Origin of the sequence: Amycolatopsis sp. cmx-11-32 (assembly GCF_047608695.1) — a bacterium.
Taxonomy (GTDB): Bacteria; Actinomycetota; Actinomycetes; order Mycobacteriales; family Pseudonocardiaceae; genus Amycolatopsis.
Window position 1 is genome coordinate 145,877 of the sequence record NZ_JADNQN010000005.1, and the last position, 25,311, is coordinate 171,187.

Annotated in this window: 20 protein-coding genes and 1 riboswitch; of the genes, 16 read left to right on the plus strand and 4 right to left on the minus strand. The window is 68.6% G+C overall.

Annotation, left to right across the window (positions count from 1 at the left end):
• Positions 1-33 precede the first annotated feature (33 nt).
• From ACM6LR_RS16820 to ACM6LR_RS16875, 12 genes are all read left to right on the plus strand, one after another.
• Complete coding sequence (locus ACM6LR_RS16820) at positions 34-225, plus strand: hypothetical protein (RefSeq protein WP_414944073.1); 192 nt, start codon at positions 34-36, stop codon at positions 223-225.
• Between the two features lie 78 nt (positions 226-303).
• Positions 304-777, plus strand: coding sequence for an HNH endonuclease signature motif containing protein (locus ACM6LR_RS16825; protein ID WP_414944074.1), 474 nt, complete (start codon positions 304-306; stop codon positions 775-777).
• A gap of 339 nt (positions 778-1,116) precedes the next feature.
• The gene (locus ACM6LR_RS16830; protein WP_414944075.1) at positions 1,117-1,752 is read left to right on the plus strand and encodes a hypothetical protein; all 636 of its coding nucleotides are present in this window, start codon (positions 1,117-1,119) and stop codon (positions 1,750-1,752) included.
• Between the two features lie 40 nt (positions 1,753-1,792).
• Positions 1,793-4,963, plus strand: coding sequence for an isoleucine--tRNA ligase (gene ileS, locus ACM6LR_RS16835; RefSeq protein ID WP_414944076.1), 3,171 nt, complete (start codon positions 1,793-1,795; stop codon positions 4,961-4,963).
• 207 nt (positions 4,964-5,170) lie between these two features.
• On the plus strand, positions 5,171-6,775 hold the full coding sequence (locus ACM6LR_RS16840) for a penicillin-binding transpeptidase domain-containing protein (protein ID WP_414944077.1): 1,605 nt from the start codon (positions 5,171-5,173) through the stop codon (positions 6,773-6,775).
• A 43-nt stretch (positions 6,776-6,818) separates the two neighbouring features.
• A complete protein-coding gene (locus ACM6LR_RS16845; RefSeq protein WP_414944078.1) occupies positions 6,819-7,502 on the plus strand; it encodes an ArsR/SmtB family transcription factor in 684 nt (227 codons plus the stop codon).
• A gap of 110 nt (positions 7,503-7,612) precedes the next feature.
• The gene (locus ACM6LR_RS16850) at positions 7,613-9,091 is read left to right on the plus strand and encodes a potassium/proton antiporter (RefSeq protein WP_414938111.1); all 1,479 of its coding nucleotides are present in this window, start codon (positions 7,613-7,615) and stop codon (positions 9,089-9,091) included.
• A gap of 131 nt (positions 9,092-9,222) precedes the next feature.
• On the plus strand, positions 9,223-9,906 hold the full coding sequence (locus ACM6LR_RS16855; protein ID WP_414938112.1) for a M23 family metallopeptidase: 684 nt from the start codon (positions 9,223-9,225) through the stop codon (positions 9,904-9,906).
• A gap of 163 nt (positions 9,907-10,069) precedes the next feature.
• Positions 10,070-10,184, plus strand: a riboswitch (SAM riboswitch).
• Between the two features lie 33 nt (positions 10,185-10,217).
• A complete protein-coding gene (locus ACM6LR_RS16860; RefSeq protein ID WP_414944079.1) occupies positions 10,218-11,582 on the plus strand; it encodes an aminotransferase class V-fold PLP-dependent enzyme in 1,365 nt (454 codons plus the stop codon).
• Between the two features lie 19 nt (positions 11,583-11,601).
• Positions 11,602-12,198, plus strand: a complete 597-nt coding sequence (locus tag ACM6LR_RS16865) for a hypothetical protein (RefSeq protein WP_414938114.1) — start codon at positions 11,602-11,604, stop codon at positions 12,196-12,198.
• A 24-nt stretch (positions 12,199-12,222) separates the two neighbouring features.
• Positions 12,223-12,786 carry a signal peptidase II gene (gene lspA / locus ACM6LR_RS16870; protein ID WP_414944080.1) on the plus strand — a complete coding sequence of 188 codons (564 nt, stop codon included), beginning with the start codon at positions 12,223-12,225 and terminating at the stop codon, positions 12,784-12,786.
• Positions 12,783-13,709: an RluA family pseudouridine synthase gene (locus ACM6LR_RS16875; protein WP_414944081.1), complete on the plus strand. Its 927-nt coding sequence runs from the start codon at positions 12,783-12,785 to the stop codon at positions 13,707-13,709. Before lspA ends, ACM6LR_RS16875 begins: the two co-directional genes overlap by 4 nt.
• Here ACM6LR_RS16875 and ACM6LR_RS16880 read toward each other — a convergent pair.
• On the minus strand, positions 13,706-14,674 hold the full coding sequence (locus tag ACM6LR_RS16880; RefSeq protein WP_414944260.1) for an AsnC family protein: 969 nt from the start codon (positions 14,672-14,674) through the stop codon (positions 13,706-13,708). The genes ACM6LR_RS16875 and ACM6LR_RS16880 overlap by 4 nt on opposite strands.
• 133 nt (positions 14,675-14,807) lie before the next feature.
• Between ACM6LR_RS16880 and ACM6LR_RS16885 the strand changes: the two genes are divergently transcribed.
• From ACM6LR_RS16885 to ACM6LR_RS16900, 4 genes are all read left to right on the plus strand, one after another.
• A complete protein-coding gene (locus ACM6LR_RS16885; protein ID WP_414944082.1) occupies positions 14,808-18,125 on the plus strand; it encodes a DUF885 domain-containing protein in 3,318 nt (1,105 codons plus the stop codon).
• Positions 18,126-18,218: 93 nt separating this feature from the next.
• Positions 18,219-19,259, plus strand: coding sequence for an LLM class F420-dependent oxidoreductase (locus tag ACM6LR_RS16890; RefSeq protein WP_414944083.1), 1,041 nt, complete (start codon positions 18,219-18,221; stop codon positions 19,257-19,259).
• A gap of 207 nt (positions 19,260-19,466) precedes the next feature.
• Entirely contained in the window at positions 19,467-20,423 is a 957-nt protein-coding gene (locus ACM6LR_RS16895; protein ID WP_414938119.1) for a Ppx/GppA phosphatase family protein, read from the plus strand.
• Between the two features lie 39 nt (positions 20,424-20,462).
• Entirely contained in the window at positions 20,463-20,642 is a 180-nt protein-coding gene (locus tag ACM6LR_RS16900; protein ID WP_414938120.1) for a hypothetical protein, read from the plus strand.
• Positions 20,643-20,881: 239 nt separating this feature from the next.
• Here the strand turns inward: ACM6LR_RS16900 and ACM6LR_RS16905 are convergent, their stop codons facing one another.
• The 3 genes from ACM6LR_RS16905 to ACM6LR_RS16915 form a co-directional block, all read right to left on the minus strand.
• Positions 20,882-23,182: a glycoside hydrolase family 65 protein gene (locus tag ACM6LR_RS16905; protein WP_414938570.1), complete on the minus strand. Its 2,301-nt coding sequence runs from the start codon at positions 23,180-23,182 to the stop codon at positions 20,882-20,884.
• A gap of 56 nt (positions 23,183-23,238) precedes the next feature.
• Positions 23,239-23,973 (minus strand): HAD family hydrolase, encoded by a 735-nt coding sequence (locus ACM6LR_RS16910; RefSeq protein ID WP_414944084.1) that lies wholly within the window; start codon positions 23,971-23,973, stop codon positions 23,239-23,241.
• 96 nt (positions 23,974-24,069) lie between these two features.
• Positions 24,070-25,272, minus strand: coding sequence for an ROK family protein (locus ACM6LR_RS16915; RefSeq protein ID WP_414944085.1), 1,203 nt, complete (start codon positions 25,270-25,272; stop codon positions 24,070-24,072).
• Between the last annotated feature and the right edge of the window lie 39 nt (positions 25,273-25,311).

The window sequence follows — 25,311 nt, forward strand, 5'->3', positions numbered from 1 at the left end:
CACCGTGATGGCACGCTCGGGTTCGCGGGAACCTTGGATCTGGAAACCTACGCCCGGTTGAAGTCCGATCTCGATCCGCTGGCCAAACCGCACAAGGCCGTCGACGGTGTCCGCGACACCAGCAGTCAGGATGAACGCTACGGGGACGCGTTCGCCGACTACGTACGACTCAAGACCGCCAGCCCCGATCTTCCCGGCCAGGCCGGGAGTCGACGCAGATCCTGATCACCATGGCCTACGACGACCTGATGAACGAGGTCGGCGACGGCGTCCTCGATCCGGTCGGCCCGATCTCCGCCACCGATGTCCGGATCCTCGCCTGCGACGCCCGCATCCGCCCGGTCGTTCTCTCCGGTGCTGGGCAACCGCTGGACGTGGGACACTCCAGCCGTTCCGCCACCACCCCGGCAGAAACACGCGCTGAAAATCCGGGACGGCGGCTGCGCGTGTCCAGGTTGCGCCATACCGGTCCAACGGTGCACGGCGCATCATCTGGTTTTCTGGCGGCACCGCGGCGAAACGAAAACCGACAACCTCGTGCTCCTCTGCACGAGACACCATCGGCTGATCCACAAAAGCGAATGGAAAGTCCAGATCGCCCAAGACGGGCTACCGGAATTCATCGCACCCACCTACCTCGACCCAAGCGGGGGAACCGAGACGCAACACCATGCACCTACGAGTATAGGCCGATTGTGTATAACGTCCTACACGTCAGCGTATTCGATCGGCGCCGCGAGATCAACGAATGCAAGGATCGACTCGTCGAGCCGTTGATGGACGAGCGCACGTGTGCGTTTCTTCCAGTTCGCCCGCGAGCAGGAGCAGCGGCCGTCCGTCGATCCGCAAGTGAACCTCGGCCAGGAGGACCGGTTCCCGCCACGTCTTCCCGCAAGGCGATTTCGACACCGGCCCACTCCTCGATGCGCGCGCCGAGCAACGTCGTGAACCCCCGTGACTGCCCGGTCACCCAATCCGTCATGACGGAAGTATGTCGCGACGCCGCGCGAAACTGTCGGTTCCCGGGGGCACATCCAGTCGTGAACTCAGCGCCGACGAAGACAACCTGGGTCGAAATCCTTCGGCGGCCCGCTCATCATCGTCCCCGTCTCGGCCTTGCCGGACTGGAAGGGGAATGCGGAAGAAAGCGAAGGCCAAGACGACTACGACCGTGCCTGTGCGGTGAACGCGCTCGCGGCCACTGTCCCTATCGGCGAAGCGCTGGGTCTGGTTCTCGGCGACGACCCCGGTCACTACCTGCTATCTCCCGGAGCAGCACACCTTCCTCCGCTGGCCTGCTGCGGATTCCGAGGCGGACCTGCTCGGCGAGTATCCGGCCGGCGGGACGCCGGAGCAGGCCGAGATCGCGATCGAGAAGGGGCGGTTCCAGATACGGGCCGTCCGCACGGACGGCGACTCCGCGTGGGTCGGCCCGGTCCAGCTCATTTCCGAGAGGCGAACCCGTCGCCAGTGGACTCGCCGGAGCGAGACCGGGGAAGGGCGTTGCGTCTCCCGACCCCACCCCGACAACCCGGTTGCCCCCGCGCGCTACCCTTGAGTCAACTGGCACCGATCCGGTCATCACCGGGGAGCCTCCGGAAGAACAGGGCGTCCGCGCCCCCAGTAGAACCGGACGGGTATGGCCCGTCACAGCCGTCGAATGAGCGGCCCAGCCGGAACACCACCGGCCGGGCAAGCGGGGTGGTACCGCGGAACGCGCCGGAAACGGCCGTCTCGTCCCCGTGTGGGTGAGAGCCCGTACGAGAGAGACGAACCGCGAGGAGCACCGAAGATGTATCCCAAGGCACAGATGGACGGCGAGACCGGCGTCCCGTCCCAGCCTTCGTTCCCCGAGTCGGAAAAGCGCGTCCTCGCGTACTGGGAGTCCGATCGGACTTTCCAGGCCTCGATCGATGCCCGCGAAGCCGGGAGCAATGGCTCGAACGAGTACGTCTTCTACGACGGCCCGCCGTTCGCCAACGGTCTTCCGCACTACGGTCACCTTCTCACCGGGTACGTGAAGGACTTGGTGCCGCGTTACCAGACCATGAAGGGCAAGCGCGTCGAGCGCCGCTTCGGCTGGGACACGCACGGTCTGCCCGCCGAACTCGAAGCCATGCGCCAGCTCGGGATCACCGAGAAGTCCGAGATCGACGCCATGGGCATCAACGTCTTCAACGACGCGTGCCGCGAGTCCGTGCTGCGCTACACCGGCGAATGGCAGGACTACGTCACCCGCCAGGCCCGCTGGGTCGACTTCGACAACGACTACAAGACGCTCGATGTCACGTACATGGAGTCGGTGCTCTGGGCGTTCAAGCAGCTGTGGGACAAGGGCCTCGTCTACGAGGGCTACCGCGTCCTGCCCTACTGCTGGCGCGACGAGACCCCGCTGTCCAACCACGAGCTGCGCATGGACGACGAGGTCTACGCCAGCCGCCAGGACCCGGCCGTCACGGTCGGGTTCCGCTTGGAGGGCAACGACAACGAGCTCGACGGCACCTATCTGCTGATCTGGACGACGACGCCGTGGACGCTGCCGTCCAACCTCGCGACCGCGGTGCACCCGGATGTCCGGTACGTCGTGGTGGAGTCGGCGGAACAGGACGGCAAGCGGTTCCTGCTCGCCGAAGCACGCGTCGCGTCGTACGCCCGCGAGCTCGGCGAGGAGCCGACAGTCGTCGGGCACTACACCGGCACCGAGCTGCTCGGAACCCGTTACGCCCCACCGTTCCCGTACTTCGCCGGGCACGAGAACGCCCACCGTGTGCTGTCCGCGGACTACGTCACCACCGAAGACGGCACCGGTGTCGTGCACATCGCGCCCGCCTACGGTGAAGAGGACAAGGCCGTCACCGACGCCGTCGGGATCGCCCCGGTCACGCCGGTCGACGCGCAGGGCAAGTTCGACGCCACCGTGCCGGACTACGCGGGCCAGCAGGTGTTCGACGCGAATCCGAACATCATCAAGGATCTCAAGAACGGCACCGGTTCCGCCGGTCGCCAGGGCGCGGTGCTGCTGCGCCACGAGACCTACGAACACCCGTACCCGCACTGCTGGCGCTGCCGGAACCCGCTGATCTACCGCGCCGTCTCGTCGTGGTTCGTCGCGGTGACCGAGTTCAAGGACCGGATGATCGAGCTGAACCAGCAGATCACCTGGTACCCGGAGAACGTCAAGGACGGCCAGTTCGGCAAGTGGCTGGAGAACGCCCGCGACTGGTCGATCTCCCGGAACCGCTACTGGGGCACGCCGATCCCGGTGTGGCAGTCGGACGACCCGGCGTACCCGCGCACGGACGTCTACGGCTCGCTCGAAGAACTCGAGCGTGACTTCGGCGTGCGGCTGGAGGATCTGCACCGGCCGTTCATCGACGAGCTGACCCGGCCCAACCCGGACGACCCGACCGGGAAGTCCACCATGCGCCGGATCGAGGACGTGTTCGACGTCTGGTTCGACTCGGGCTCGATGCCCTACGCCCAGGTGCACTACCCGTTCGAGAACACCGAGTGGTTCGAGCACCACTACCCGGGCGACTTCATCGTCGAGTACATGGGGCAGACGCGCGGCTGGTTCTACCTGCTGCACGTGCTGGCGACCGCGCTGTTCGACCGGCCGGCGTTCCGCACCTGCATCTCGCACGGGATCGTGCTGGGCTCGGACGGCCAGAAGATGTCCAAGTCGCTGCGCAACTACCCGGATGTCAACGAGGTCTTCGACCGAGACGGTTCCGACGCGATGCGCTGGTACCTGATGGCGAGCCCGATCCTGCGCGGCGGGAACCTGATCGTCACCGACAAGGGCATCCGCGACGCTGTCCGCCAGGCCGTGCTGCCGCTGTGGAACTCGTACTACTTCCTCGCGCTCTACGCGAACGCCGAGGGCGTCGAAGGCCAGTGGCGCACGGATTCCAAGCACGTCCTCGACCGGTACGCGCTGGCGAAGACGCACGAACTGGTGACCGACGTCGAGCACGCGCTCGACACCTATGACGTCGCCGGTGCCTGCTCGACCGTCCGTGACTTCCTCGAGGTGCTGACGAACTGGTACGTGCGCAGGTCGCGCGACCGGTTCTGGGCGGGTGAGCAGGACGCGATCGACACCCTGCACACCGTGCTGGAGGTGACGTCGCGGGTGGTGGCGCCGTTGCTGCCGCTGACAGCGGAGGTCATCTGGCGTGGGCTGACCGGTGGCCGTTCGGTCCACTTGACCGACTGGCCGAACTCGCTCGACCTGCCCGCCGACGCGGCGCTGGTGACGGCGATGGACCGGGTGCGTCAGGTGGCCTCTTCGGCGCTTTCGCTGCGGAAGTCGAACAAGCTGCGGGTCCGGTTGCCTCTGGCCAAACTGGTCGTCGCCGCGGACGAGGCGGATTCGCTGCGCGAGTTCACCGACATCCTGCGCGACGAGGTCAACGTCAAGTCCGTCGAACTGACCACGGAGGTCGCCACGCACGGCGGGTTCGAGGTCGCGGTCAACGCCCGCGCCGCCGGGCCGCGGCTGGGCAAGGACGTCCAGACGGTGATCAAGGCCGTCAAGGCGGGCGAATGGACGACGTCGGAGAGCGGAGCCGTCGTGGCCGCCGGCATCGAACTCATCGAAGGTGAGTACGAGCGGCGCCTGGTCGCCAAGGGCGGCGGTGCGGCCGCGGAACTGCCGGGCGGAGCGGGTCTGGTGCTGATCGACACCGAGGTCACCGACGAACTGGCGGCCGAGGGCCTGGCCCGCGACCTGGTCCGGGTCGTCCAGCAGGCCCGCCGGGACGCGGGTCTCGACGTCGCCGACCGGATCGCGCTCACCGTCGACGCGCCGGAGGACGTGGTCACGGCCGCGACCACGCACGAGGAGTTCATCGCTTCGGAGACCCTGGCGACTTCGGTGGCCTACGGTACCGTCGCCGACGGCTCGGCCGGGACGGTCGGGGAGGGAACCAAGGTGACCGTGGCGGTCGCCAAAGCCTGACTCCGAGAGTGAGATGAACGGGACTTTCATGGCAAATTTGCCATGAAAGTCCCGTTCATCTCATCCAGAACGCGGTCTGGACCACCGGGATCACGAAACGGATTCGGAACCGTCGCTTTCTCGCTGGGAAACGGCCTTGCGCGGAGGAAATCGGCAGGCTGACCCGGAGCGCGTGAAGGACGTGCCGCACTGGGGGAGAACGAGTCCATGAGTCCTGGCCGGAAAAGAGGGATCCTGATCGGCGCCGCGCTGGCGGTCGTCGCCATCGTGGTGGCCGCGGTGGTGCTGTTGGTCAAGGAGGATCAGGCGCCCGCCGCCACCGGTGGCCCGGGGGAGCCCACCGGGACAGCGCAGGAGAGCCCGGCGCGGGTCGCCGCCCGGTTCCTGCGGCAGTTCGAGGCCGGCGACCTGAACACCGCCCCGGTCGATGACCCGCCGGCGGCCACCGCGGCGCTGTCCGCGGCGCGCGGCGCGCTCACCCCGACGGCGGTCGAAGCGGCCCTCGGCGAGGTCCCGACGACGCCGGGGGAGGCGACCAGCACGTCGGCCACCTTCCACGCCTCCTGGACCTTCAAGGGCACCAGCGTCTGGAAGTACGAGGGCAAGCTGGACCTGGTCCGCAACGCCGGGAAATGGGTGGTCCGCTGGGCGATGTCGGTGATCCACCCGAAACTCGAAGCCGATCAGTGGCTCTCCGTCGCGCCCGTTTCGGCCAAGCCGGTCGTGGCCGACAGGGAGGGCAAGGCTCTCGTCGGCGGTGACGCGGCGGGTGTCGCGCCGATCCTGCAGGGGGCGCTGTCCAAGGTCGCGTCCGAGCAGAACGGCGGAACCGGGACCCCGGCCACCGTCACCGTGTCGCGCGTCGACGCTTCCGGCAAACCGGTCGAAACACTCTTCGGCCAGGCCGAAGAAGCCGGTCAGCCGCTGGTCTCGACCTTGAGCGTGGCGTCCCAGAGTGCCGCGCAGAAGGCTGTCGACGGCCTTCAAGGTTCGGCGATCATCGTCGCGATGAAAACCAGCGGTGACCTGCTGGCGGTCGCCCAGAACGCCGCGGCGGGCAACCAGCCGAAGGCGCTCAGCGGCCTGTACGCACCGGGTTCGGCGTTCAAGATCGCTACGGCGACCGCGGCGCTGCAGCAGGGCGGGGTCTCCGCCGACTCGCCGATGGCCTGCCCTGGGAGTGAGCAGATCCGGACCCGCACGCTCATGAACGAAAACGGTTTCGACCTGGGGACTGTTTCGCTGAAGACGGCGTTCGCCGCATCGTGCAACACGACCTTCGGGCGGCTCGCCGGGCAACTGCCTGCCGACGGCCTCGCGAAGGCCGCGAGCCAGCTAGGCCTCAACGCCGACTTCGAGATCCCGGGACTGGCCACCGAAACCGGGAAGGTCGAACCGTCGAGTAGCGCCGACGAGCAAGTCGAGGCCGGGATCGGACAGGGAAAGGTGCAGGTCAGCCCGTTGGGCGCGGCGCTCATGGCCGCCACGGTCGCGACGGGGAAACCGGTGGTGCCGAAGCTGTGGCAGGGATTGGAGACCAACGTCAACGCCGGCTACCAGGCCCCGCCTGCCGGGGTGCTGAACCAGGTCCGGGCGATGATGCGCGAGGTCTGCACGACGGGGACCGCGAAGGCGTTGAAGGGCAGCGGAAACGTCTTCGGCAAGACCGGGACCGCGCAGTTCGGCTCGGGTGCCGACGCCAACGGCTGGTTCGTCGGCTACCGGGGAGACGTCGCGTTCGCCGTCATGCTCGAAGGCGCCAACGACTCCGAACCCGCGGTCCAGCTGGCGGCGAGGTTCCTGGCGGGCTGATATTTCGGTCCGTGCCGAACCGTGGGTCTTCTACGGTGAGCGCATGGAAACGATCGCCTTGGCCGAGGTCGCGGCCGTGCTCGCCGATCCGAGCCGCGCGTCGATGTGCCTCGCGCTGCTCGACGGGCGTGCCTGGACGGTGACCGAGCTGGCCGGAGCGGCCGAAGTGGCCGCGTCGACGGCGAGCGAGCACGTGACGAAGCTGACCGAGGCCGGGTTCGTCGTCCGGGTCAAACAGGGGCGGCACAGCTACGTCCGGATCGCCGATCCCCGGGTGGCGGAGCTGATCGAGCAATTGGCGCAGCACGCCGAACACCGCCCGGTGAAGGGGCTGCGGTCGTCGGTCCGGGTGAAGCGGCTCGAGTTCGCCCGGACCTGCTACGACCACCTCGCCGGGACGGTCGGGGTCGCGCTGCGGGACGGGATGCTCGCCGCCGGGCTGATCGACGAGGCCGACGGCCTGACGTTGACCGGTCGCGGGCGCGACGTGCTCGGCACACTCGGGGTGGAGATCGCCGATAGCCGCCGTCCGATGCTCCGCGACTGTCTGGATTGGACAGTCCGCCGTGATCATTTGGCGGGCCGGGTCCCCGCGGCGTTACTGTCCCACGGAGTGAGTGCCGGCTGGTTGTCGCGTGAGGGCAACCGAGCGGTGAAGGTCCTGCCCGCGGCGGCGAAACCCTTCGCGGAACTAGGTGTCGACCTGATGGCCCTGCGGAGTCCGTAAAGGACAGTCTGTAACACAGTCCGTTCGGCTCGCCGTCGGCGGTGCACGAAGGTGTGACGATCACCGCCTCACTATTCTGGAGGCCTCACGGCGGCCGGACGGGAGGCGACATGGAACAGCTCCCGTTCATCTTGGGTACCGGTGGCGCGGTTCTCCTCGTCGCCGTGATCGCCGTCCGGGTGTCGATCAAGGTCGGCCTTCCCTCGCTGCTGCTCTACCTGGGGATGGGGGTCCTGCTCGGCGAAGCCGGGTTCGGCATCCAGTACGACAACCCTGAACTCACCCAGTCGCTCGGCCTCGCCGCACTGGTGATGATCCTGTCCGAAGGTGGTCTCACCACCCGGTGGACGGCCGTGAAACCCTCGCTGGGCATTGGAATCGCACTGTCCACAGTGGCCGTCGTGGTGAGTATCGCGGTCACCGGCGCGGCCCTGCATTGGTTGCTGGGCCTGGATTGGCGGATGGCGTTGCTGTGGGGCGCGGTGCTCGCGTCGACCGACGCCGCCGCGGTCTTCTCGGTGCTGAGATCGGCGGGGATCGGGAAGCGGCTCGTCGGTGCGCTGGAGATCGAGTCGGGGATCAACGACGCCCCGGCCTACATCGCCGTCGTCGTCCTCGCCGAGGGCACGACCGTTGACTGGTCGCTGCCGCTGCTGGTCGTCTACGAACTCGGCGCCGGGCTGGTGATCGGCTTGGCCTTCGGCTGGGGCGGGGCGTTCGCGCTGCGCCGGGCGGCGCTTCCCGCCACCGGTCTGTATCCGCTGGCCACGGTCGCGGTCTGCGTCGTGGCGTACTCGAGTGGGCAGCTGGCTCACGCGTCGGGCCTGCTCGCCACCTACGTCGCCGCCCTGGTGCTGGGGAATTCGAAGCTGCCGCACCGGTCGGACACACTGTCCTTCGCCGAAGGGCTCGGCTGGCTCGCGCAGATCGGGCTGTTCGTGCTGCTCGGCCTGTTCGCATCGCCGAGCAGGATCTTCGAGAGCCTGGTCCAGGGCCTGGTCGCGGGCGCGGTCGTGCTGTTGCTCGCCCGGCCGCTGTCAGTGGTGCTGTCGGCACTGCCGTTCAAGATCCCGTGGCGAGAACAGGTGTTCCTGTCCTGGGCGGGGTTACGCGGGGCGGTCCCGATCGTGCTCGCACTGATCCCGCTGTCGTCCGGCGTGCCCGGCGCGCAGGAGCTGGTCGACGCGGTGTTCGTGCTGGTCATCGTGCTGACCCTGCTTCAGGGGGCGACGCTGACCCCGCTCGCGAGAGTGCTCGGGCTGGCTCAGCACACCGAAGCGCACGAAATCGACGTCGACTCCGCGCCACTCGATGAGATGGGTGCCGAACTCCTGCAGGTCCGGATCAACTCCGGGTCGAAGATGCACGGCGTCTACCTGGCCGAACTGCGGCTTCCGGTCGGGGCGACGATCAGCCTGCTCGTCCGGGACGGCACCGGCTTCACGCCGAACAAGAACACCCGGCTCCAGGAACGCGATCAGTTACTCGTCGTGACCACCTCCGACGCGCGTGACGCGGCCGAACGACGGCTCCGTGCCGTCGACCGGGCCGGTCGCCTCGCCAGGTGGAAGGGCGAATCCGGCCAATAGGTCACGAACCGGCACCAGCTGTTCGTCGGTTGATCTCAGAAACTTCTTCCTCTTCGTCCCCCTTTTGGACTACCTTTCCCGCAATTGACTCCATCGAATGGGTGAGTGTCACGGGTTAAGGAGTACGCAAGGTGACGAAACTTCCTGCACGGTTCGCCGTTCTGGGGGCTGCGGCTGCACTCGTCGGGGTGGTTCTCTCCGCTCCGGTAGCCTCCGCGGCCGGCGCGTTTCCCGCGTTCGGATTGCCGTTCGACACGGGTCAGTCGGTCTACTCGGCGGGAATTCACTCGGACAACGGCACCTCCGGCGTGAAAAACGCCATCGACTTCAGTCCTGGGAACAAGACCGTGCGTGCGCCGCTGGCGGGCACCGTCCGAGTTCAGCACTGCGACGGGGGCGACTGGGTGACCATCGACCACGCGAGTGGCTGGCGGACCGGGTACTACCACATGGAGGACATTTCGGTCACCGACGGCCAGCGGGTCGTCCCGGGCGACGCCCTCGGCCTGACCGGAAACGCGCTGCCCTGTGGTGGCCGCAGTACCGGCGCCCACGTGCACTTCACCCTGTGGACCCTGCCCACAGCCACCGTCAAGGGTGGCGACTCGCGCGACTTCGGTGTCGGCGCTGGCAACTGGAACGGCGTGTCCTACGACGAGCTCTCGACCAAGGTCGCCGACGCCCACGGCGAGGCCGTCGACCGCAAGATCTTCGGCGGCTGGCAGTTCACCGCGGGCACCGATCAGTACTCGGGTACGGCGACCGAGGTCTCGTCCCGTTCGACCATTCCCCTGCCCGGCCGATTCCGCGTCTGACCTCCCGCGTTTCGTCCTCTAGTTGCGGTACTTGCACATGCATCTATCGCAACTAGAGGACTAATTGCGGGGGTTCTCCTCGGTTGCGGAATGCGTGACCGGCGTCTCACCATGCGGGCAAGGGGTGGCTTGATCGCCGGTGCATCGGCTAACTTCGTTCGTAGGTCACGAGTGTCAGCGTCAAGCCCCGGCTAGCTGACCGGCAACCCTCCTTCCGCGGTGGGGTGCCCCGGGTGAGGACCTGGCTCGTCGCGTGGTGCGACGGGCAAGCGCGGGATCCTCGTCGGGGTCCCCTGGCCCGGAGGATGACGATGACACTCGCTCTCGAACGCACCAGCACCCCCGCCACTATCGCGGAAACCGTTGTCACACACGAAATCCCGACGGTCGCGTGCGCCGATCTGCGGGTCCCGCTGGTCACCGGGGGCGACATCGGGTACGCCAACCTCGATCACGCGGCGAGCGCTCCCTGTCTGGACAAGGTGCGTGACGCGGTCGACGAATTCTTGCCCTGGTACGCCAGCGTCCACCGCGGCGCCGGATTCGCGTCGCAGGTCTCCACCAAGCTTTACGAGCGCACGCGGGGAAGCCTGCGGAACTTCGTCGACGCGCGGTCGACCGACACCGTCGTGTTCACCCGCAACACCACCGATTCCTTCAACCTTCTCGCGCGCAGCCTGCCGAAGCACACGTCGGTCGTCGTGTTCGACACCGACCACCACGCCGCGCTGCTGCCGTGGAAGGGTCCGAACGTCCGCCGGATCGAGACGCCCCGCACCCGCCTCGCCGCGGTGTCCGCGGTGGACGAAGCGCTCGCCGACTGCCCGCAGGGCTCGCGGCTGGTCGTCATCACCGGCGCGTCCAACGTGACCGGGGAACTGTTGCCGGTCAAGGAGATCGCCGCCGTCGCGCGACGACATGGCGCCCGGATCGCGCTCGACGCCGCGCAGCTCGCGCCGCACCGCAAGATCTCCGTGCGCAAACTGGACGTCGACTACATCGCGCTGTCTGGCCACAAGCTGTACGCGCCTTTCGGTGCCGGTGCGCTGATCGGCCGCGCCGACTGGCTGCGTGCCGCCCAGCCGTACCTCGCCGGTGGCGGCGCGACGAAGCTCGTCACCCGCGACTCCGAAGACTTCGGCGTGGTCTGGAACGCCGGCGCCGAGCGGCACGAAGCCGGTTCCCCCAACACCGTCGGCGTCTACGCGCTCGGTGTCGCCTGCGAGACGCTTTCCGGGAACTGGGACGCGATCGTCGCCCACGAAGACGAACTGCTGACGCGGCTGCGGCGTGGGCTCGCCGCCATCCCCGGTTTCGCCGAACTGCGGCTGTTCGACGCGCCGGTCGACCGGGTCGGCACGCTCAGCTTCGTCGTCGACGGCTTCGAACCGGGCTGGCTCGCCGCGGTCCTGTCCGCGGAGTACGGCATCGGCGTGCGGGACGGCGCGTTCTGCGCGCACATCGCCACCAAGCGGCTGATCTCCGCCGCCGGTTCGACCGGCCAGCAGGCCGTCCGGGTCAGCCTTGGCCTCGGCAGCACCACCGAACATGTGGACCGGGTCGTCCTGGCGCTGCGTCAGATCGTCGCCCGCGGCGCCCGCTGGCAGTACGAGAAGCCGGAGGGCCGCTGGGTGCCGGAGAACGATCCGCGGGAGCTGCCCCCGTTCTGCGCCTGACCCACTACCCTCACCCCGCATGGGGAACGAGCGACCGCGTTACTGGTTTCCGCTGGCGTTGCTGGGATTCGCACAGCTGATCGTGGTGGCGCTGGCCGGGGATCCGCGCCGCTCCGGGGGCTGGATGGGCTACCCGCCCCGCGGCGAACAGGGTTACTACCAGAACCTGTACGGCGTGGAGATGAGCCGGGAGGCCGCGTCCGCCGTCTCGGTCGTCGGCATGAGCCGGCTGGACAACTGGCTGTTCGCCGTGCTCGCGGTCTACCTCGGCACGGTGCTGTTCTATGCCTGGCGGACGAAGCCCGTGCGGTGGTGGAGGATCCTCGCGATCGCCCTCGGCGGCCTGGTCGCCATCGTGCTGGCGGATCTGGTCGGCTACTGGGAACTCGACATGGACGGCGACGCGCGGAGCGCGGTCCTGCTGACACTGGGGCTGATCCTGCTCGCCTGGCTGGACCGCAGCGTGCTGGTACTGGTCGTGGCCGCGGCGTTCGTGCTCTGCGCGGTGGTGCTCGCCCAAGGACAGCTCGCGTTAGTGCTGTCGTCGCTGGTCGCGCTGGCCGGGGCGTTCACGGCGCTGCTGAGCAGGCCGAAGACGGCCGCCGAGGAGACCTGAGCACGCTCAGTGGACAATGGGTGAGTGAGTACTGAGCCCGAAACCGCGCCACCGTCGCCGCCGCTGCCCAAGAAGCGCGTCGCCGTGGTGTTCGTCGTCGCCGCGGTGCTGTGGGGGATCGACCTCCTCGCCAAGCAGATCGCCGTGTCCACGCTGGAGGGCAAGCAGCCGGTCGAGTTCCTCGACGGGCTGGTGTACTTCCAGCTCGTGCGCAACCCCGGCGCCGCCTTCTCGATGGCGACCGGGCTGACCTGGGTGCTCGCGCTGGTCGCGGCCGCGGTCGTGGTCGCCATCAGCTGGCTGGCGCGGCGGCTGCGCTCGGTCGGCTGGGCGATCGGCCTCGGCCTCGTGCTGGCGGGCGCGCTCGGCAACCTGACCGACCGGATCTTCCGCGCGCCGGGCCCGCTGCAGGGCCACGTGGTCGACATGATCTCCGCGTTCGCGCCGAACGGGCAGGGCTGGGCGATCTTCAACGTCGCCGACTCCGCGATCTGCGTCGGCGGAGTGCTCATCGTGACTCTTTCCTTGCTAGGCAAGGACTACGACGGATCGTCTACAAAGGACAAGAAGAAAGCGGCAACCGAATGAGCGCGCGTATGCTGCCCGTTCCCGACGGGCTCGACGGAATGCGTGTCGACGCGGGTCTGGCGAAACTACTGGGACTTTCCCGCACGGTCGTGGCGGAACTGGCCGAATCCGGCGAGATCCTGCTCGACGGCAGGCCCGCCGGGAAGTCGGACCGGCTGGCCGCCGGTGGACTGCTCGAAGTGACCCTTCCCGATCCGGCTTCGCCCATCGAGGTCGTCGCGGAACACGTCGACGGCATGAAGATCCTGCACGACGACGATGACATCGTGGTGATCTCGAAGCCGGTCGGCGTCGCCGTGCATCCGAGCCCCGGCTGGACCGGGCCGACCGTCGTCGGCGGGCTCGCCGCCGCCGGACTGCGGATCGCGACCTCGGGCGCGGCCGAACGCCAGGGTGTCGTGCACCGGCTGGACGCAGGCACCACCGGCGTGATGGTCGTGGCCAAGAGCGAGCACGCGTACACCGTGCTGAAGCGGGCGTTCAAGGAACGCACCGTCGACAAGGGCTACCACGCCATCGTCCAGGGTCACCCGGATCCGACGCGCGGCACCATCGACGCGCCGATCGACCGGCACCCCCGGCACGACTACAAGTTCGCCGTCGTACAGGGCGGACGGCCCAGCGTCACGCACTACGAGGTCGTCGAGGCCTTCCGCGCCGCTTCGCTGGCCCAGATCAAACTGGAGACCGGCCGCACGCACCAGATCCGCGTGCACTTCTCGGCGCTCAAGCACCCGTGTGTCGGCGACCTGACCTACGGCGCGGACCCGGTGCTGGCGCGCAAACTCGGGCTTTCCCGGCAGTGGCTGCACGCGAAGACGCTCGGCTTCGCGCATCCGTCCGACGGGCGCTGGGTCGAGTTCGAGTCGGAGTACCCGGACGACCTGGCCAACGCGCTGCGCATCCTGCAGGACGAGAACTAGTCGTCGATCGACCAGGTCAGCGTGCGCTCGTCGGGTTCCGGCCGGGGCGACCAGCGCACGGCGACCACCCGGGTGGCGTCCGGCAGCACGTAGACGGTGTGACCGCCGAGGGTCTCGCCCGGCCGGACGCCGATCTTGTGCGGCGGCCGCGAGGTCAGGGAGACCGGTGCCTTCGTGATCGGCTTGCCGTCCGCGGTGAGCAGTTCGAGGTAGTTGTCCGGCAGTGAGACGAACGGGGTGTTCCCGCGGTTGGTGATCTCGGTGTGCACCACGACCGACCGTTCCCCGGCCTCCAGCGAGTAGCCTGCCGCGCTGAACAGGTAGTCCGCCGGGTCCTGGACCTCGAGCAGCTGGACGGCGAGCTGCTCGCCCTCCAGGCCGTGGGTCTCCATGACGTCGCCGGTCCGGCCCTTCTTGCCCTCCGGCACCTGCCGCGGCGTGACTTGCTGTTCGTCGCCGCGGGCCCAGGACGCGGTCTGCGGGACGCCCCACGTGCTCATCACCGGGTCGGCGGGCGCCATCGGGGGCGCGAACTGCTGCGGCGGGGCGGGCGGACGCTGCTGGGGCGGCGCCATCGGTGCCATCGGCTGGCGCACCGGGGTGGACGGCGGGCCGGGGTAGCGGCCCGAAGGCGTTCCGTGCACGTTGTACGGACCCGAAGGCGTCCCCTGGACGTTGTACGGCCCTGATGGGGTGCCCTGGACGGACCCCTGAGCAGGCGGACGCTGCTGGGGCTGCTGCTGTGCCCAGGAAGGCGGAGAGGCGGCGATGGCGGCGCGTAGCCCGTTCGGGTCACTTTCCACGCCCACGAGCAGCGGCAACCCGCTTCCCGAGAGGGCGACCAGGCGGTATGCGACCTCACGCGGGTCCATGCCGACCTTTGCCGCGAGTTCGTGCACGGCCGCCTTGCCCAGCTCCGCGAGGGCGGCGAGCAGGCGGGTATCCACGGGATCGGTCACGGCCACGTCCGGGAACGCTACCGCCTCGGCCCCGGCACCGCGGGAGAGGCCGTCCGGGTGCCGCAAAACCCGGCTTCGGTAGGACGTGGTCTCCATTAGGGTCGGGGATACCGCCTCCACCGATCACTGGGGAAGAAACATGAGCGAAGTCTCCGCCCTCGCCGACGAGTTCATCGAAGCCCTCTTCGACGCCGAGCCGGTCACGCCCGCTTTGCAGGGCTTTCGTCCGGAATCGTCCGGACTCACCGATCTCAGCGAGGCCGCGGGAGACGCCTTCCGCGCGAAACTGTCCGGTTTCGTGGAGCGGGCCGAGGCCATCGGCACCGACGGATTGAGCGCGGAGGAGAAGACCACCCGTGACGTCCTGATCGCGGTAGCTCGGGCGAAGATCGCGCTGCTGGACTCGCGGTTCGTCGAGTTCACCGTCAGCGACCTGTTCATCTCGCCCGCCGCCGAGGTGCTCACCGTGCTGCCGATGATGTCGGTCGGGACGGACGCGCAGGCGGAGGCGCATCTCGGGCGGATCGCCGCCATCCCCGAGTACCTGCGGCAGGCCGCCCAGCGCCATCGTGACGGTGTCGCCCGCGGCCTGGTCCCGGTCGCTTACCTGGTCGACGCCACCGTCGCGTACCTCGACCGGCATCTCGCCGACCCGTCGGCCGACCCGCTGCTGCGCCAGCCCGCGCCCGACGACGACTTCGAGACCCGCCGCGCCGCCCTGCTGAACGACGCCGTCCGGCCTGCGATCGCCGAGTACCGCGAGGTGCTCGCGAAGGAGATCGCGCCGCACGGCCGTCCCGAGGACAAGCCCGGCGTCTGCTGGCTGCCCGACGGCGAGCGCGTCTACGCCCTGCTCGCCGAGATGCACACCACGACCGTTCGCACCCCGCGTGAGCTGCACCAGACCGGGCTCGACGTGATCGCGAACCTCGCCGCCGAGTACCGCGAGTACGGCTCCCGCGTGTTCGGCACCACCGACCTCGCCGAGATCTTCGCCAAGCTCCGCACCGACCCGGCCCTGCGCTGGTCCAGCGCCGACGAAATGCTCGACTCCGCCCGCGCGGCCATCACCAGGGCCGAAGCCGAGGCGCCGAAGTGGTTCGGCCGGATCCCGCCGCAGCCGTGGAAGGTCGAGCCGGTCCCCGCCGAATCCGCGCCCGGTGCTCCCGCCGCGTACTACATGTGGCCCGCGGTCGACGGATCCCGGCCGGGGATCTACTTCGCCAACACCCACAAGGCGGAGGAGCGGTTCCGGCACGCGGCCGAGGCGACGGCGTTCCACGAGGCCATCCCCGGTCACCACTTCCAGCTGAGCCTCGCGCAGGGCCTCACCGAGCTCCCGCTTCTGCGCCGTGTCGGCGACTTCACCGCGTACGCCGAGGGCTGGGGTCTCTACACCGAGCGTCTCGCCGACGAAATGGGGCTGTACTCCGACGACGTCGCGAAACTCGGCATGCTGACCATGGACTCGATGCGCGCCGGACGCCTGGTCGTCGACACCGGCCTGCACGCGCTGGGCTGGAGCCGTGGCCAGGCCATCGACTTCCTCACCGAGAACACGCCGATGGCGGTGGTCGAGATCGAGTCCGAAGTGGACCGTTACATCGCCTTCCCCGGTCAGGCGCTGTCGTACATGGTGGGACGCCTGGAGATCCAGCGCATCCGCGAGGAAGCCGAGTCGACACTGGGCAGCCGGTTCGACATCAAGGCTTTCCATGACGTCGTGCTCTGCGGGGGATCGCTGCCGCTTTCGGTGCTGGACGGCGTCGTCCGCGACTGGGTCGCCGGCCACGGCGACACGCCGAACAGCCTCGCCGACGAGCTGATGTCACTCAAATTCGACGAATTCCCGCTGTGGCGGTCCCTGCTCGGGCTTCCCGGTGACCACGGCGCGATGCCGGACCCGAGCGCGTCGGCCGCGGCCGCCCAGCGCGCGTCGGCGGTCGCTATCGCCGAGCGGGCCGAAGCCCTTGCCGTCGAAGGACTTTCCCCGGCCGAGGCGGTCACCCGTGAGGTCGTGATCCAGCAGGCGAAGGCGATGATCGACGTGGTCGACTCCTGTTTCGCCGACATCTCGGTCAGCGACGGGCTGGCCTCGCCCGCGTTGTACATCCTCAACGACCTCGCGATGCTGACGCTGTCCGACGAGGAACGGGTCCGGGGTTACCTCGAACGACTGGAAGGACTCGGCTCCTATTTGGACGCGTTGATCGTGCGCCAGCGTGCGGCGGCGGCCGAAGGACTGGTGCCACCCGGCTTCCTCGTGGACGGCGGTGTCGCTTATGTGGAGCGGTATCTCGGTGACGAGGCGGGTGACCCGCTGGCGCTCACCGCGTCCGTTGCCGTGGAGGGCTACGAAGCCGAACGGGACCGGCTGCTCGCCGAGGTGGTCCGGCCCGCGTACCGGCGGTACCGCGACTTCCTCGACGGCGAACTGCGTCCCCTCGCGAAGGCCGAGGAGGAGCCCGGGCTGTGCGCGCTGCCGGGCGGGCAGGAGAAGTACGCCGCGCTGATCCGGGCGCATACCTCCACCGACCGCACCGCGCAGGACCTGCACGACACCGGGCTCGACATGATCGCGAAATTGGCCGACCAGTATCGCGAGCTGGGTGAGAAGGTCTTCGGCATCGAAGATCTCGGCGAGATCTTCGAACGGCTCCGCACCGACCCGGCCTTGCGCTGGCGAGACGGCGACGAACTGCTCGAAGCCGCGCGTGACGCCATCGCCCGCGCCGAAGTCGTCGCCCCGCAATGGTTCTCGACCATTCCCGAGGAGCGGTGCCAGGTCGAGCCGGTCCCGCCCGCGGAAGCGCCAGGCGGCACGCTCGCGTACTACCTGGAGGCCGCGCTCGACGGCTCCCGTCCGGGCACGTACTACGCGAACACCTACGAGGCCGAGCAGCGCCCGAAGCACACGAGTGAGGCGATCGCCTTCCACGAAGCCGTTCCGGGGCACCACTTCCAGATCTGCATCGCGCACCACCTCAAGGGGTTGCCGATGCTGCGGAGCCACGCCGACGTCAACGCCTATGTCGAAGGCTGGGGGCTCTACTCGGAGCGCCTCGCCGACGAGATGGGCTTGTATTCCAGCGATCTGACCAGGTTCGGCATGCTCACGCAGGACTCGATGCGGGCAGGCCGCCTGGTCGTCGACACCGGGATGCACGCGCTCGGCTGGAGCCGTCAGCAGGCGGTGGACTACCTGGTCGAGCACACGCCGATGGCGCGTGTGGAGATCGAGGCCGAGATCGACCGGTACGCCGCGTATCCGGCGCAGGCGCTGTCGTACATGGTGGGGCGGCTGGAGATCGAGCGGATCCGCGCCGAGGCCGAGGCCGCGCTCGGCGACCGGTTCGACATCAAGGACTTCCACGAGGTCGTGCTGAGCAACGGGATCCTGCCGCTGCGAGTGCTGGACGACGTCGTCAAGGAGTGGGTGTCCGCCCGAGCGCGGTGAGGAGTTCCGTCGCCGGTTCCTCGAGTTCGCGGCGGCCCCGCACCGGGCATACTATCGCTAAGCGAACGCTCAGTAACTTGTAAGGAGATGCGGATGAGGATCGGGACCGCGATCAACTACGCCGGCGGCTTCGCCGAGAGCGTGGCGGACATCGTCGAGCTGGAGAAGGCCGGGTTGGACATCGTCTTCGTCCCCGAGGCCTACTCGTTCGACGCGGTCAGCCAGCTCGGCTACGTCGCGGCGAAGACCGAGCGGGTCCAGATCGCCTCCGGCATCTTTCAGATCTACACGCGGACGCCGACGCTGACCGCGATGACCGCCGCCGGGCTCGACTTCGTCTCCGACGGCCGGTTCACCCTCGGCATCGGCGCGTCCGGTCCGCAGGTCATCGAGGGTTTCCACGGCGTGAAGTACGACGCGCCGCTGGGCAGGACCCGGGAGATCATCGACATCTGCCGTCAGGTGTGGCGGCGGGAGAAGGTCGTGCACTCCGGAACGCACTACACGATCCCGCTGCCGCCGGAGCAGGGCACGGGCCTCGGCAAGCCGCTGAAGCTGATCAATCACCCGGTGCGCGAGCGAATTCCGATCCTGCTGGCCTCGATCGGCCCGAAGAACGTCGCGCTCACCGCCGAACTCGCCGAGGGCTGGGAGCCGATCTTCTTCCATCCCGAGAAGGCCGCCGAGGTCTGGGGTGCGTCACTGGCCGAGGGCAAGGCGAAGCGCGACCCGTCGCTGGGCGAGCTGGACACCTTCGTGGGGACCGCGCTGGCGATCGGTGACGACGTCGACGAGCTGCTGGACCACCTGCGCGGCTACCTCGCGCTGTACATCGGCGGGATGGGCGCCCGCGGCAAGAACTTCTACAACAGTCTCGCGCAGCGCTACGGCTACGAGGCCGAAGCCAAGCTGATCCAGGACCTGTACCTGGACGGCAAGAAGGACGAGGCCGCCGCGGCGGTGCCGAAGGAGCTGATCAAGGCGATCTCGCTGATCGGACCCGCGGGCTACATCAAGGAGCGGCTGGCCGCGTTCCGCGAAGCCGGGGCCACCACACTGGTGGTCAACCCGCTGCTCCCGGGGCGCGAAACCCGGGTCGCGCAGGTGTCGAAGTTGCGCGAACTGGTCGAGTAGTCCGTCCGAAGGTCACGGCACTCTGCGGCGTCGAACCTCTCACCTGTATCGTTACGGTATCCTCCACCTGCACCGATGTAGTCGAAAAGCGGCGTTTCGGTGGAAAGAGAACGTTAAGCACGCCTGAACGGCAAGAAAATCGGCCATTATCAGGAGTGAAACGGAAATCTCGGGGAATACGTTCGCGATGAAGGTGAGGTGCCTCGCGTGCGCAAGCAGATCGAGGAGCCGTCCGCCGCGGTCCTGGACGTCGGGTCGTTCAGTGCGCGGCTGGTCGTTCTGGCCAAGGGCGGTTCACCGCTCGATCCCGTGCTGAGCCACCAGACGCGCCTGCGGCTGGACCGGGAACTCGACGAAGCCGGGAACCTGAGCCGTCGCGGCATCGACGCGGTCTCCTGCGCGGTCGAGGCCGGAATGACGACAGCGGCCAAGCACGGCGTCGAGAATGTGTATCCGCTCGCGACCTCCTCGATCCGCGACGCGGCCAACGTGAAGGACGTCGTTTGTGCCGTCTCGAAGGCCACCGGCGTCACCCTGCGGTTTCTCACCGGCCGCCGTGAGGCGGAACTGGCCTACGTCGGCGCGCGCCGGTGGTACGGCGCTTCCGCCGGCGCGCTGCTGGTGCTCGACATCGGCGGCGGGACCGTCGAGCTCGCCGCGGGCAACGCCGAGGAAGCCGAGTTCGCGCATTCGTTGCCGCTCGGCGCCCGGTCGCTCACGCGGAACTGGTTCGCCACCGAATGCCCGTCGCCCAAGGTCGTGTGGGCCATGCGGGACCACGTCCTCGACGAGGTCCGCGACGCGATGCAGGACGTGCTGCCGGAGATCCGCGATCACCGCGCCGTCGGCTGCTCCAAGGTGCTGCGGCAACTCGCCCGGCTCGCCGGCGACAGGCCGTCCCGCGCACGGGAGCTGCACCTCGAAGACCTCCGCGCGTGGATCCCGCGGCTGGCGAAACTGCCGGCGAAACGCCGCGCCGAACTGCCGGGCATCTCGCGGCAGCGTTCCCACCAGGCGCTCGCGGGCGCGATCGTCGCCGAGGCGCTGCTGACGCTTTCCGGCGGCCAGGTCGCCATCTGCCCGTGGTCCACCAGGGACGGACTGCTGCTCGGCCTGCTCGACGGGCTGGTCACGCTCGACGGCAAACCGGCGAAAGCCGCCTGAAAACTGGCGTATCCGGTCGAGAGCGGGTACCCCGGACACATGAGGGAAAGCAAGAAGAGCTTCGGACAGGACGACGACGAAGACCTCGGAGACCTCCGCAAGACCCAGCCGAAAACCGACGTGCCGAGCGCGCCCAACCGTGACATCGGCCCGCACGGCACCGAGGAGATCGACGACGTGCCGGGCAGCGGCGAAGTGCCGATCGAACCCCCGGACTGAGGTGACCGGACACCCGCCGCTTGATCGAGCCGGTCGCGTGCGGCGAGCCCTTTGTCCTGTGTGAGGGCTGAAGGAGACTTTCCTCGCATGGCATGAGGGGAAGGCGTCCTTCGGGTGGTGAGACTGTATCGGTCACTTCCTCCGCAACAGGACGAGAAAGCTTTATGAACGGGACTTTCATGGCAAATTTGCCATGAAAGTCCCGTTCATCACACGCTCGGGTCCGATGGGAGGCCCGGTCACGCGCCCTTCGGTCGCCGCCGCACCGGAGCCCGGCCCTGAGGCTGCACCGGCGCCGGACCCGGGTCGAGCGCCGGGATCGGCAGCCGCACCGGCTCCGAACTCACGGTGAACGTCTCCCCATGGTGCGCCAGCTCGAGCGGCTCCCCGGTGATCACGTGATACGTCGCACCCTCGCCGTCGATCTCGACCTGGAACCGGGTGCCGCGGAAGGTCAGCCGGAACGCGATGCGCTGCAACTGCGGAGGCAGTCGCGGCGCGAAGGTCAGCCGGCCGCCGTAGTCGCGCAGTCCGCCGAACCCGGCGACGGTGCCTTGCCACGCGCCTGCCAGCGAAGCCATGTGCAGGCCGTTGCGGACGTTGTTGTGTACGTCGTGCAGGTCGGTCAGCGCGGCCTCGGCGAGATAGTCGTAGGCCAGTTCGAGATGCCCGACCTCGGCCGCCACCACGGCCTGCGTTCCCGCCGACAGGGAGGAGTCCCGCACCGTCCGCGCCTCGTAGTAGGCGAAGTCGCGCGCCTTTTCCTCCGGGGTGAAGGAATCCCCGCACAGGTGCAGCGCGAGCACCAGATCCGCCTGCTTGACCACCTGCTTGCGGTACAGGTCGAAGTAGGGGAAGTGCAGCAGCAGCGGGTAGAAATCAGGTTCCGTGGCCTCGAAATCCCATTCGTCGTGCTCCAGGAACCCTTCGGACTGCGGGTGGACGCCGAGGTCTTCGTCGTAGGGCACCAGCATCGCGTCGGCCGCCTCGCGCCAAGACTCGACCTCGTCCGCGCCGACGTCGAAAGCGGTCGCGACATCCTCGTGCTGTCCGCAGATTTCGGCGGCGTAGAACAGGTTCCGGCGTGCCATCAGGTTCGTGTAGACGTTGTTGTCCGCCACCGCGGAGTACTCGTCCGGCCCGGTGACACCGTCGATCCGGAACCGGCCATGGCGATCGAAATGGCCAAGCGACAACCACATCCGCGCGGTTTCGAGGAGCAATTCCGCGCCGCAGGTCCGCATGAACTCGCTGTCGCCGGTGGCGTTGAGGTAGCGCACGACGGCGTCCGAGATGTCCGCGCTGACGTGGAACGCCGCCGTGCCCGCCGGCCAGTACGCTGAGCATTCCGCGCCGTTGATGGATCGCCAGGGGAACGCCGCACCGCGTAAACCCAGCTGTGTCGCCCTTTCCCTTGCTTTGTCCAAAGTGGAGTGACGCCAGCGCAGGGCGTCGCGGGCGGCGTCCGGTATACTGTAGGTGAGTGCGGGCAGGACGAAGGTCTCCGTGTCCCAGAACGCGTGCCCGTCGTAGCCGGGACCGGTCAAGCCCTTGCCCGCCAAGGCCCTCGTCTCGCCGCGGGCCCCGGCCTGCAGGAGATGGAAGAGCGCGAACCGCACCGCCTGCTGAAGTTCCGGATCGCCGTCGATCTCGATGTCCGACGTCTCCCAGAAGTCGTCGAGGAACTCCTTCTGCTCGGCGAGCAGTCCTTTCCAGCCGGTCTGCCGCGCCCCGGCCAGGGCGGCGTCGACCTGCGCGCGCACGGCGGGTACCGAACGTTTCGCGGACCAGCCGTAGGCGAGGAACTTGGTGATCCGCAGGCGTCCGCCCTTCGGCACGTCGACGGCGATGGTGAGCCGTGCCATGTCGTCTTCGGCCTGGATCTGCGTGCGGACGCCGTCGGTGACGTCGATCTTGTGGTCCATCGCCGCGGCCATCCGCAGCCCGGATTTGCGGGTCTGGTGCACCAGCACGGCGTGATAGGCCTCGGAATGGTGGAACTCCGAGACCAGTGGCGACTCCAGCGCCGCCGCGACCCGCGGGTCACGCGTGTCGGACTCGATCGGCTCGTTGGCCAGCAGATCCGACTGCACCACCAGCTGGAGTTCGTCGTCGAGCGGTTCGACCTCGTACCGGATCGCGGCGACGGCCCGCTGGGTGAAGGAGACCAGGCGTTCGGTCTTCACCCGGACCCGGCGCCCGGTCGGCGAGGACCACACGGTGCTGCGCGCGAGCGTGCCCTTCCGGAAGTCGAGGACGCGGTCGTGGTCGGTCGCCTGGCCGTACCGCATGTCGAGCGGCTCGTCCTCGACCAGCAGCCGGATGATCTTGCCGTCGGTCACGTTGACGACGGTCTGTCCCTCCTCCGGGTAGCCGTAACCGGTTTCCGCGTACGGAAGGTCGTGCTGCTCGTAGAAACCGTTCAGGTAGGTGCCAGGCAGGCCGCGGGGCTCGGCTTCCTCCAGCGTGCCGCGCAGGCCGATGTGCCCGTTGGACAACGCGAACGCCGATTCGGTGCGCTGCAGGGCGTCGACGTCCATGCCGCGCCACCGCAGCTCCCAGGGTGCGACCTCGTAGCCGTGGAAAAGCGAGTCGGTCACTTGCGGTCCTCCAGGAGTTCGGCGAGATCGTCCACCACGACGTTCGCGCCGTGTTCGAGCAGTTCGCCCGCCTGGTGCGCGCGGTTCACCCCGACCACGTAACCGAATCCGCCGTCTTTCCCGGCCTGGACGCCCGCGAGCGCGTCCTCGAAGACGGCGGCGTTCTCCGGTGCGACACCGAATGCCTCGGCGCCGGCGAGGAACGAGTCGGGAGCGGGTTTGCCGCGCAGGCCCTTTTCGGCGAGCACGATCCCGTCGATCCGCGTTTCGACGAACTTGGTCAGGTCGGCGGCGTCGAGCACCTTCGCGCCATTGGCCGACGAGGTGACGACGCCGATGCGTAGTCCGGCCGCCTTCGCCGCCTCCAGATACCGCACGGAACCCGGGTACGGGGTGACGCCCTCCTCGTCGATGATCTTCAGGACGAGCTGGTTCTTGCGGTTCCCGACGCCGTTGACGGTGGCGGCGTCGATGGCGTCGTCCGGCTTTCCCTCTGGCAGTTCGATCCCGCGCGAGGTGAGGAAGGTGCGGACGCCGTCCGCCCTCGGCCTTCCGTCGACGTAGGCCGCGTAGTCGGCGTCGGTGAAGGGGGAGAACACGTCACTGTCGCGGGTGCGCAGGAAGTCGTCGAACGTGCGTTTCCATGCTGCGCGGTGCTGGGCCGCGGTTCCGGTCAGCACGCCGTCGAGGTCGAAGAGGCAGGCCGTGATGGTGTGGGGCAGACCGATCATGCCTCCGCACGCTACCCGTGCCCGCCGGTGCTCGCTCAGCTTCCGGGATGTTTCGCGAGAGCGCTCCGCCGTCGATTACCGCTGAGGTAATGCGGTTCAGGCCGCGCCGACCTTCCGTTCGAAGACCAGGCCCTCGGCCGCCCGCAGGCCGACGCTGATCGCGCCGGTCAGCACGCCGTCGTCGCCCAATTCGCCCTGTACGACCGACGGGACGAGGGGGGTGAACGAGCGCAGCGCGCGGTCGATCGGGTCGAGCAGCAGATCGGCCGCGGTGCCGATGCCGCCGCCGAGCACGATCAGTTCGGGGTCGATCACCGCGGCCACCGAGGCCACGGTGTAGGCGAGCCTGTCCGCCTCCTCCTCGACGGCGCGCAGGGCGAGTTCGTCGCCGTCGCGGGCGAGGCGGAAGACCTCGCGCGCCGATTTCGCCGTGCCGAGGCCGAGTTCGCGTGCGCCGCGGACCACGGACTGCGCCGCTGTGGCCTCTTCGAGGTGGCCGCGGACCGGCGGCGCGTCTTCGCCGTCGTTCGCCGCGTGCGATTGGCCGTAGGGCAGGTAGCCGATTTCGCCCGCCGCGCCCGTCGCGCCGCGGAAGACCTCGCCGTTGACCATCACGCCCATGCCGACGCCGGTGCCGATGGTGATGCAGCCGAACACGGACGCGCCACGCGCGGCACCGTGTTCCCATTCGCCGACGGCGGTGAGATTCGCGTCGTTCTCGACCATGAGATCCGGGCCGAGAACGCCTTCGAGTTCGTCGAGCAGACCGGCCTTGCCCCAGCCGGGCAGGTTCGGCGCGTGCCGGAAGCAGCGCTTGGCCGGGTCCGCGACGCCCGGCGAACCGAGGACTCGCACGACGATGTCGGCCTGGCTCAGTCCCGCTTCGCGCACCGTCGCCGTCGCGAGGGCGCCGACGGCGCTGACGAGCGCGGTGCCCGAACGCGAGGTGTTCCGCTCGTCACGGCGGGCGACCACGGTGTGGCCGAGATCCGAGACGGCGACACGGAGATGCTCGCGTCCGATGTCGACACCGAGGACGTACCCGGCCGTGGGATCCGCTTCGTAGAGGACGGCGGACCGGCCGGTGCCGGTCGAGGTGTGCCCGGTCGCCCTGGCGAGACCGGCCGCTTCGAGGGCCAGTAACGCTTGGCTCACCGTGGGTTTCGAAAGGCCGGTGTCCTTGGCGACTTGCGGCCGCGTGGCGGGGCCGCTGCGGCGCAGGAGGTCCAGCACGGCGCGCTGATTGATCTTCCGCATCCCGGCGGGGGTGCCGACGGGCGGACTTTCTGCGCCAACCACGAGCTTCGCCTCCTGTCGAACCAAGGTGTTCCCACCAAA

Bases quoted from the DNA above. Each gene is read 5' to 3' on its own strand.
- ACM6LR_RS16825 (WP_414944074.1), top strand. From the start codon at position 304: ATGTCCGGATCCTCGCCTGCGACGCCCGCATCCGCCCGGTCGTTCTCT.
- ileS (WP_414944076.1), top strand. From the start codon at position 1,793: ATGTATCCCAAGGCACAGATGGACGGCGAGACCGGCGTCCCGTCCCAG.
- ACM6LR_RS16840 (WP_414944077.1), top strand. From the start codon at position 5,171: ATGAGTCCTGGCCGGAAAAGAGGGATCCTGATCGGCGCCGCGCTGGCG.
- ACM6LR_RS16845 (WP_414944078.1), top strand. From the start codon at position 6,819: ATGGAAACGATCGCCTTGGCCGAGGTCGCGGCCGTGCTCGCCGATCCG.
- ACM6LR_RS16850 (WP_414938111.1), top strand. From the start codon at position 7,613: ATGGAACAGCTCCCGTTCATCTTGGGTACCGGTGGCGCGGTTCTCCTC.
- ACM6LR_RS16860 (WP_414944079.1), top strand. From the start codon at position 10,218: ATGACACTCGCTCTCGAACGCACCAGCACCCCCGCCACTATCGCGGAA.
- ACM6LR_RS16865 (WP_414938114.1), top strand. From the start codon at position 11,602: ATGGGGAACGAGCGACCGCGTTACTGGTTTCCGCTGGCGTTGCTGGGA.
- ACM6LR_RS16875 (WP_414944081.1), top strand. From the start codon at position 12,783: ATGAGCGCGCGTATGCTGCCCGTTCCCGACGGGCTCGACGGAATGCGT.
- ACM6LR_RS16885 (WP_414944082.1), top strand. From the start codon at position 14,808: ATGAGCGAAGTCTCCGCCCTCGCCGACGAGTTCATCGAAGCCCTCTTC.
- ACM6LR_RS16890 (WP_414944083.1), top strand. From the start codon at position 18,219: ATGAGGATCGGGACCGCGATCAACTACGCCGGCGGCTTCGCCGAGAGC.
- ACM6LR_RS16900 (WP_414938120.1), top strand. From the start codon at position 20,463: ATGAGGGAAAGCAAGAAGAGCTTCGGACAGGACGACGACGAAGACCTC.
- ACM6LR_RS16905 (WP_414938570.1), bottom strand. From the start codon at position 23,182: ATGGACGTCGACGCCCTGCAGCGCACCGAATCGGCGTTCGCGTTGTCC.
- ACM6LR_RS16910 (WP_414944084.1), bottom strand. From the start codon at position 23,973: ATGATCGGTCTGCCCCACACCATCACGGCCTGCCTCTTCGACCTCGAC.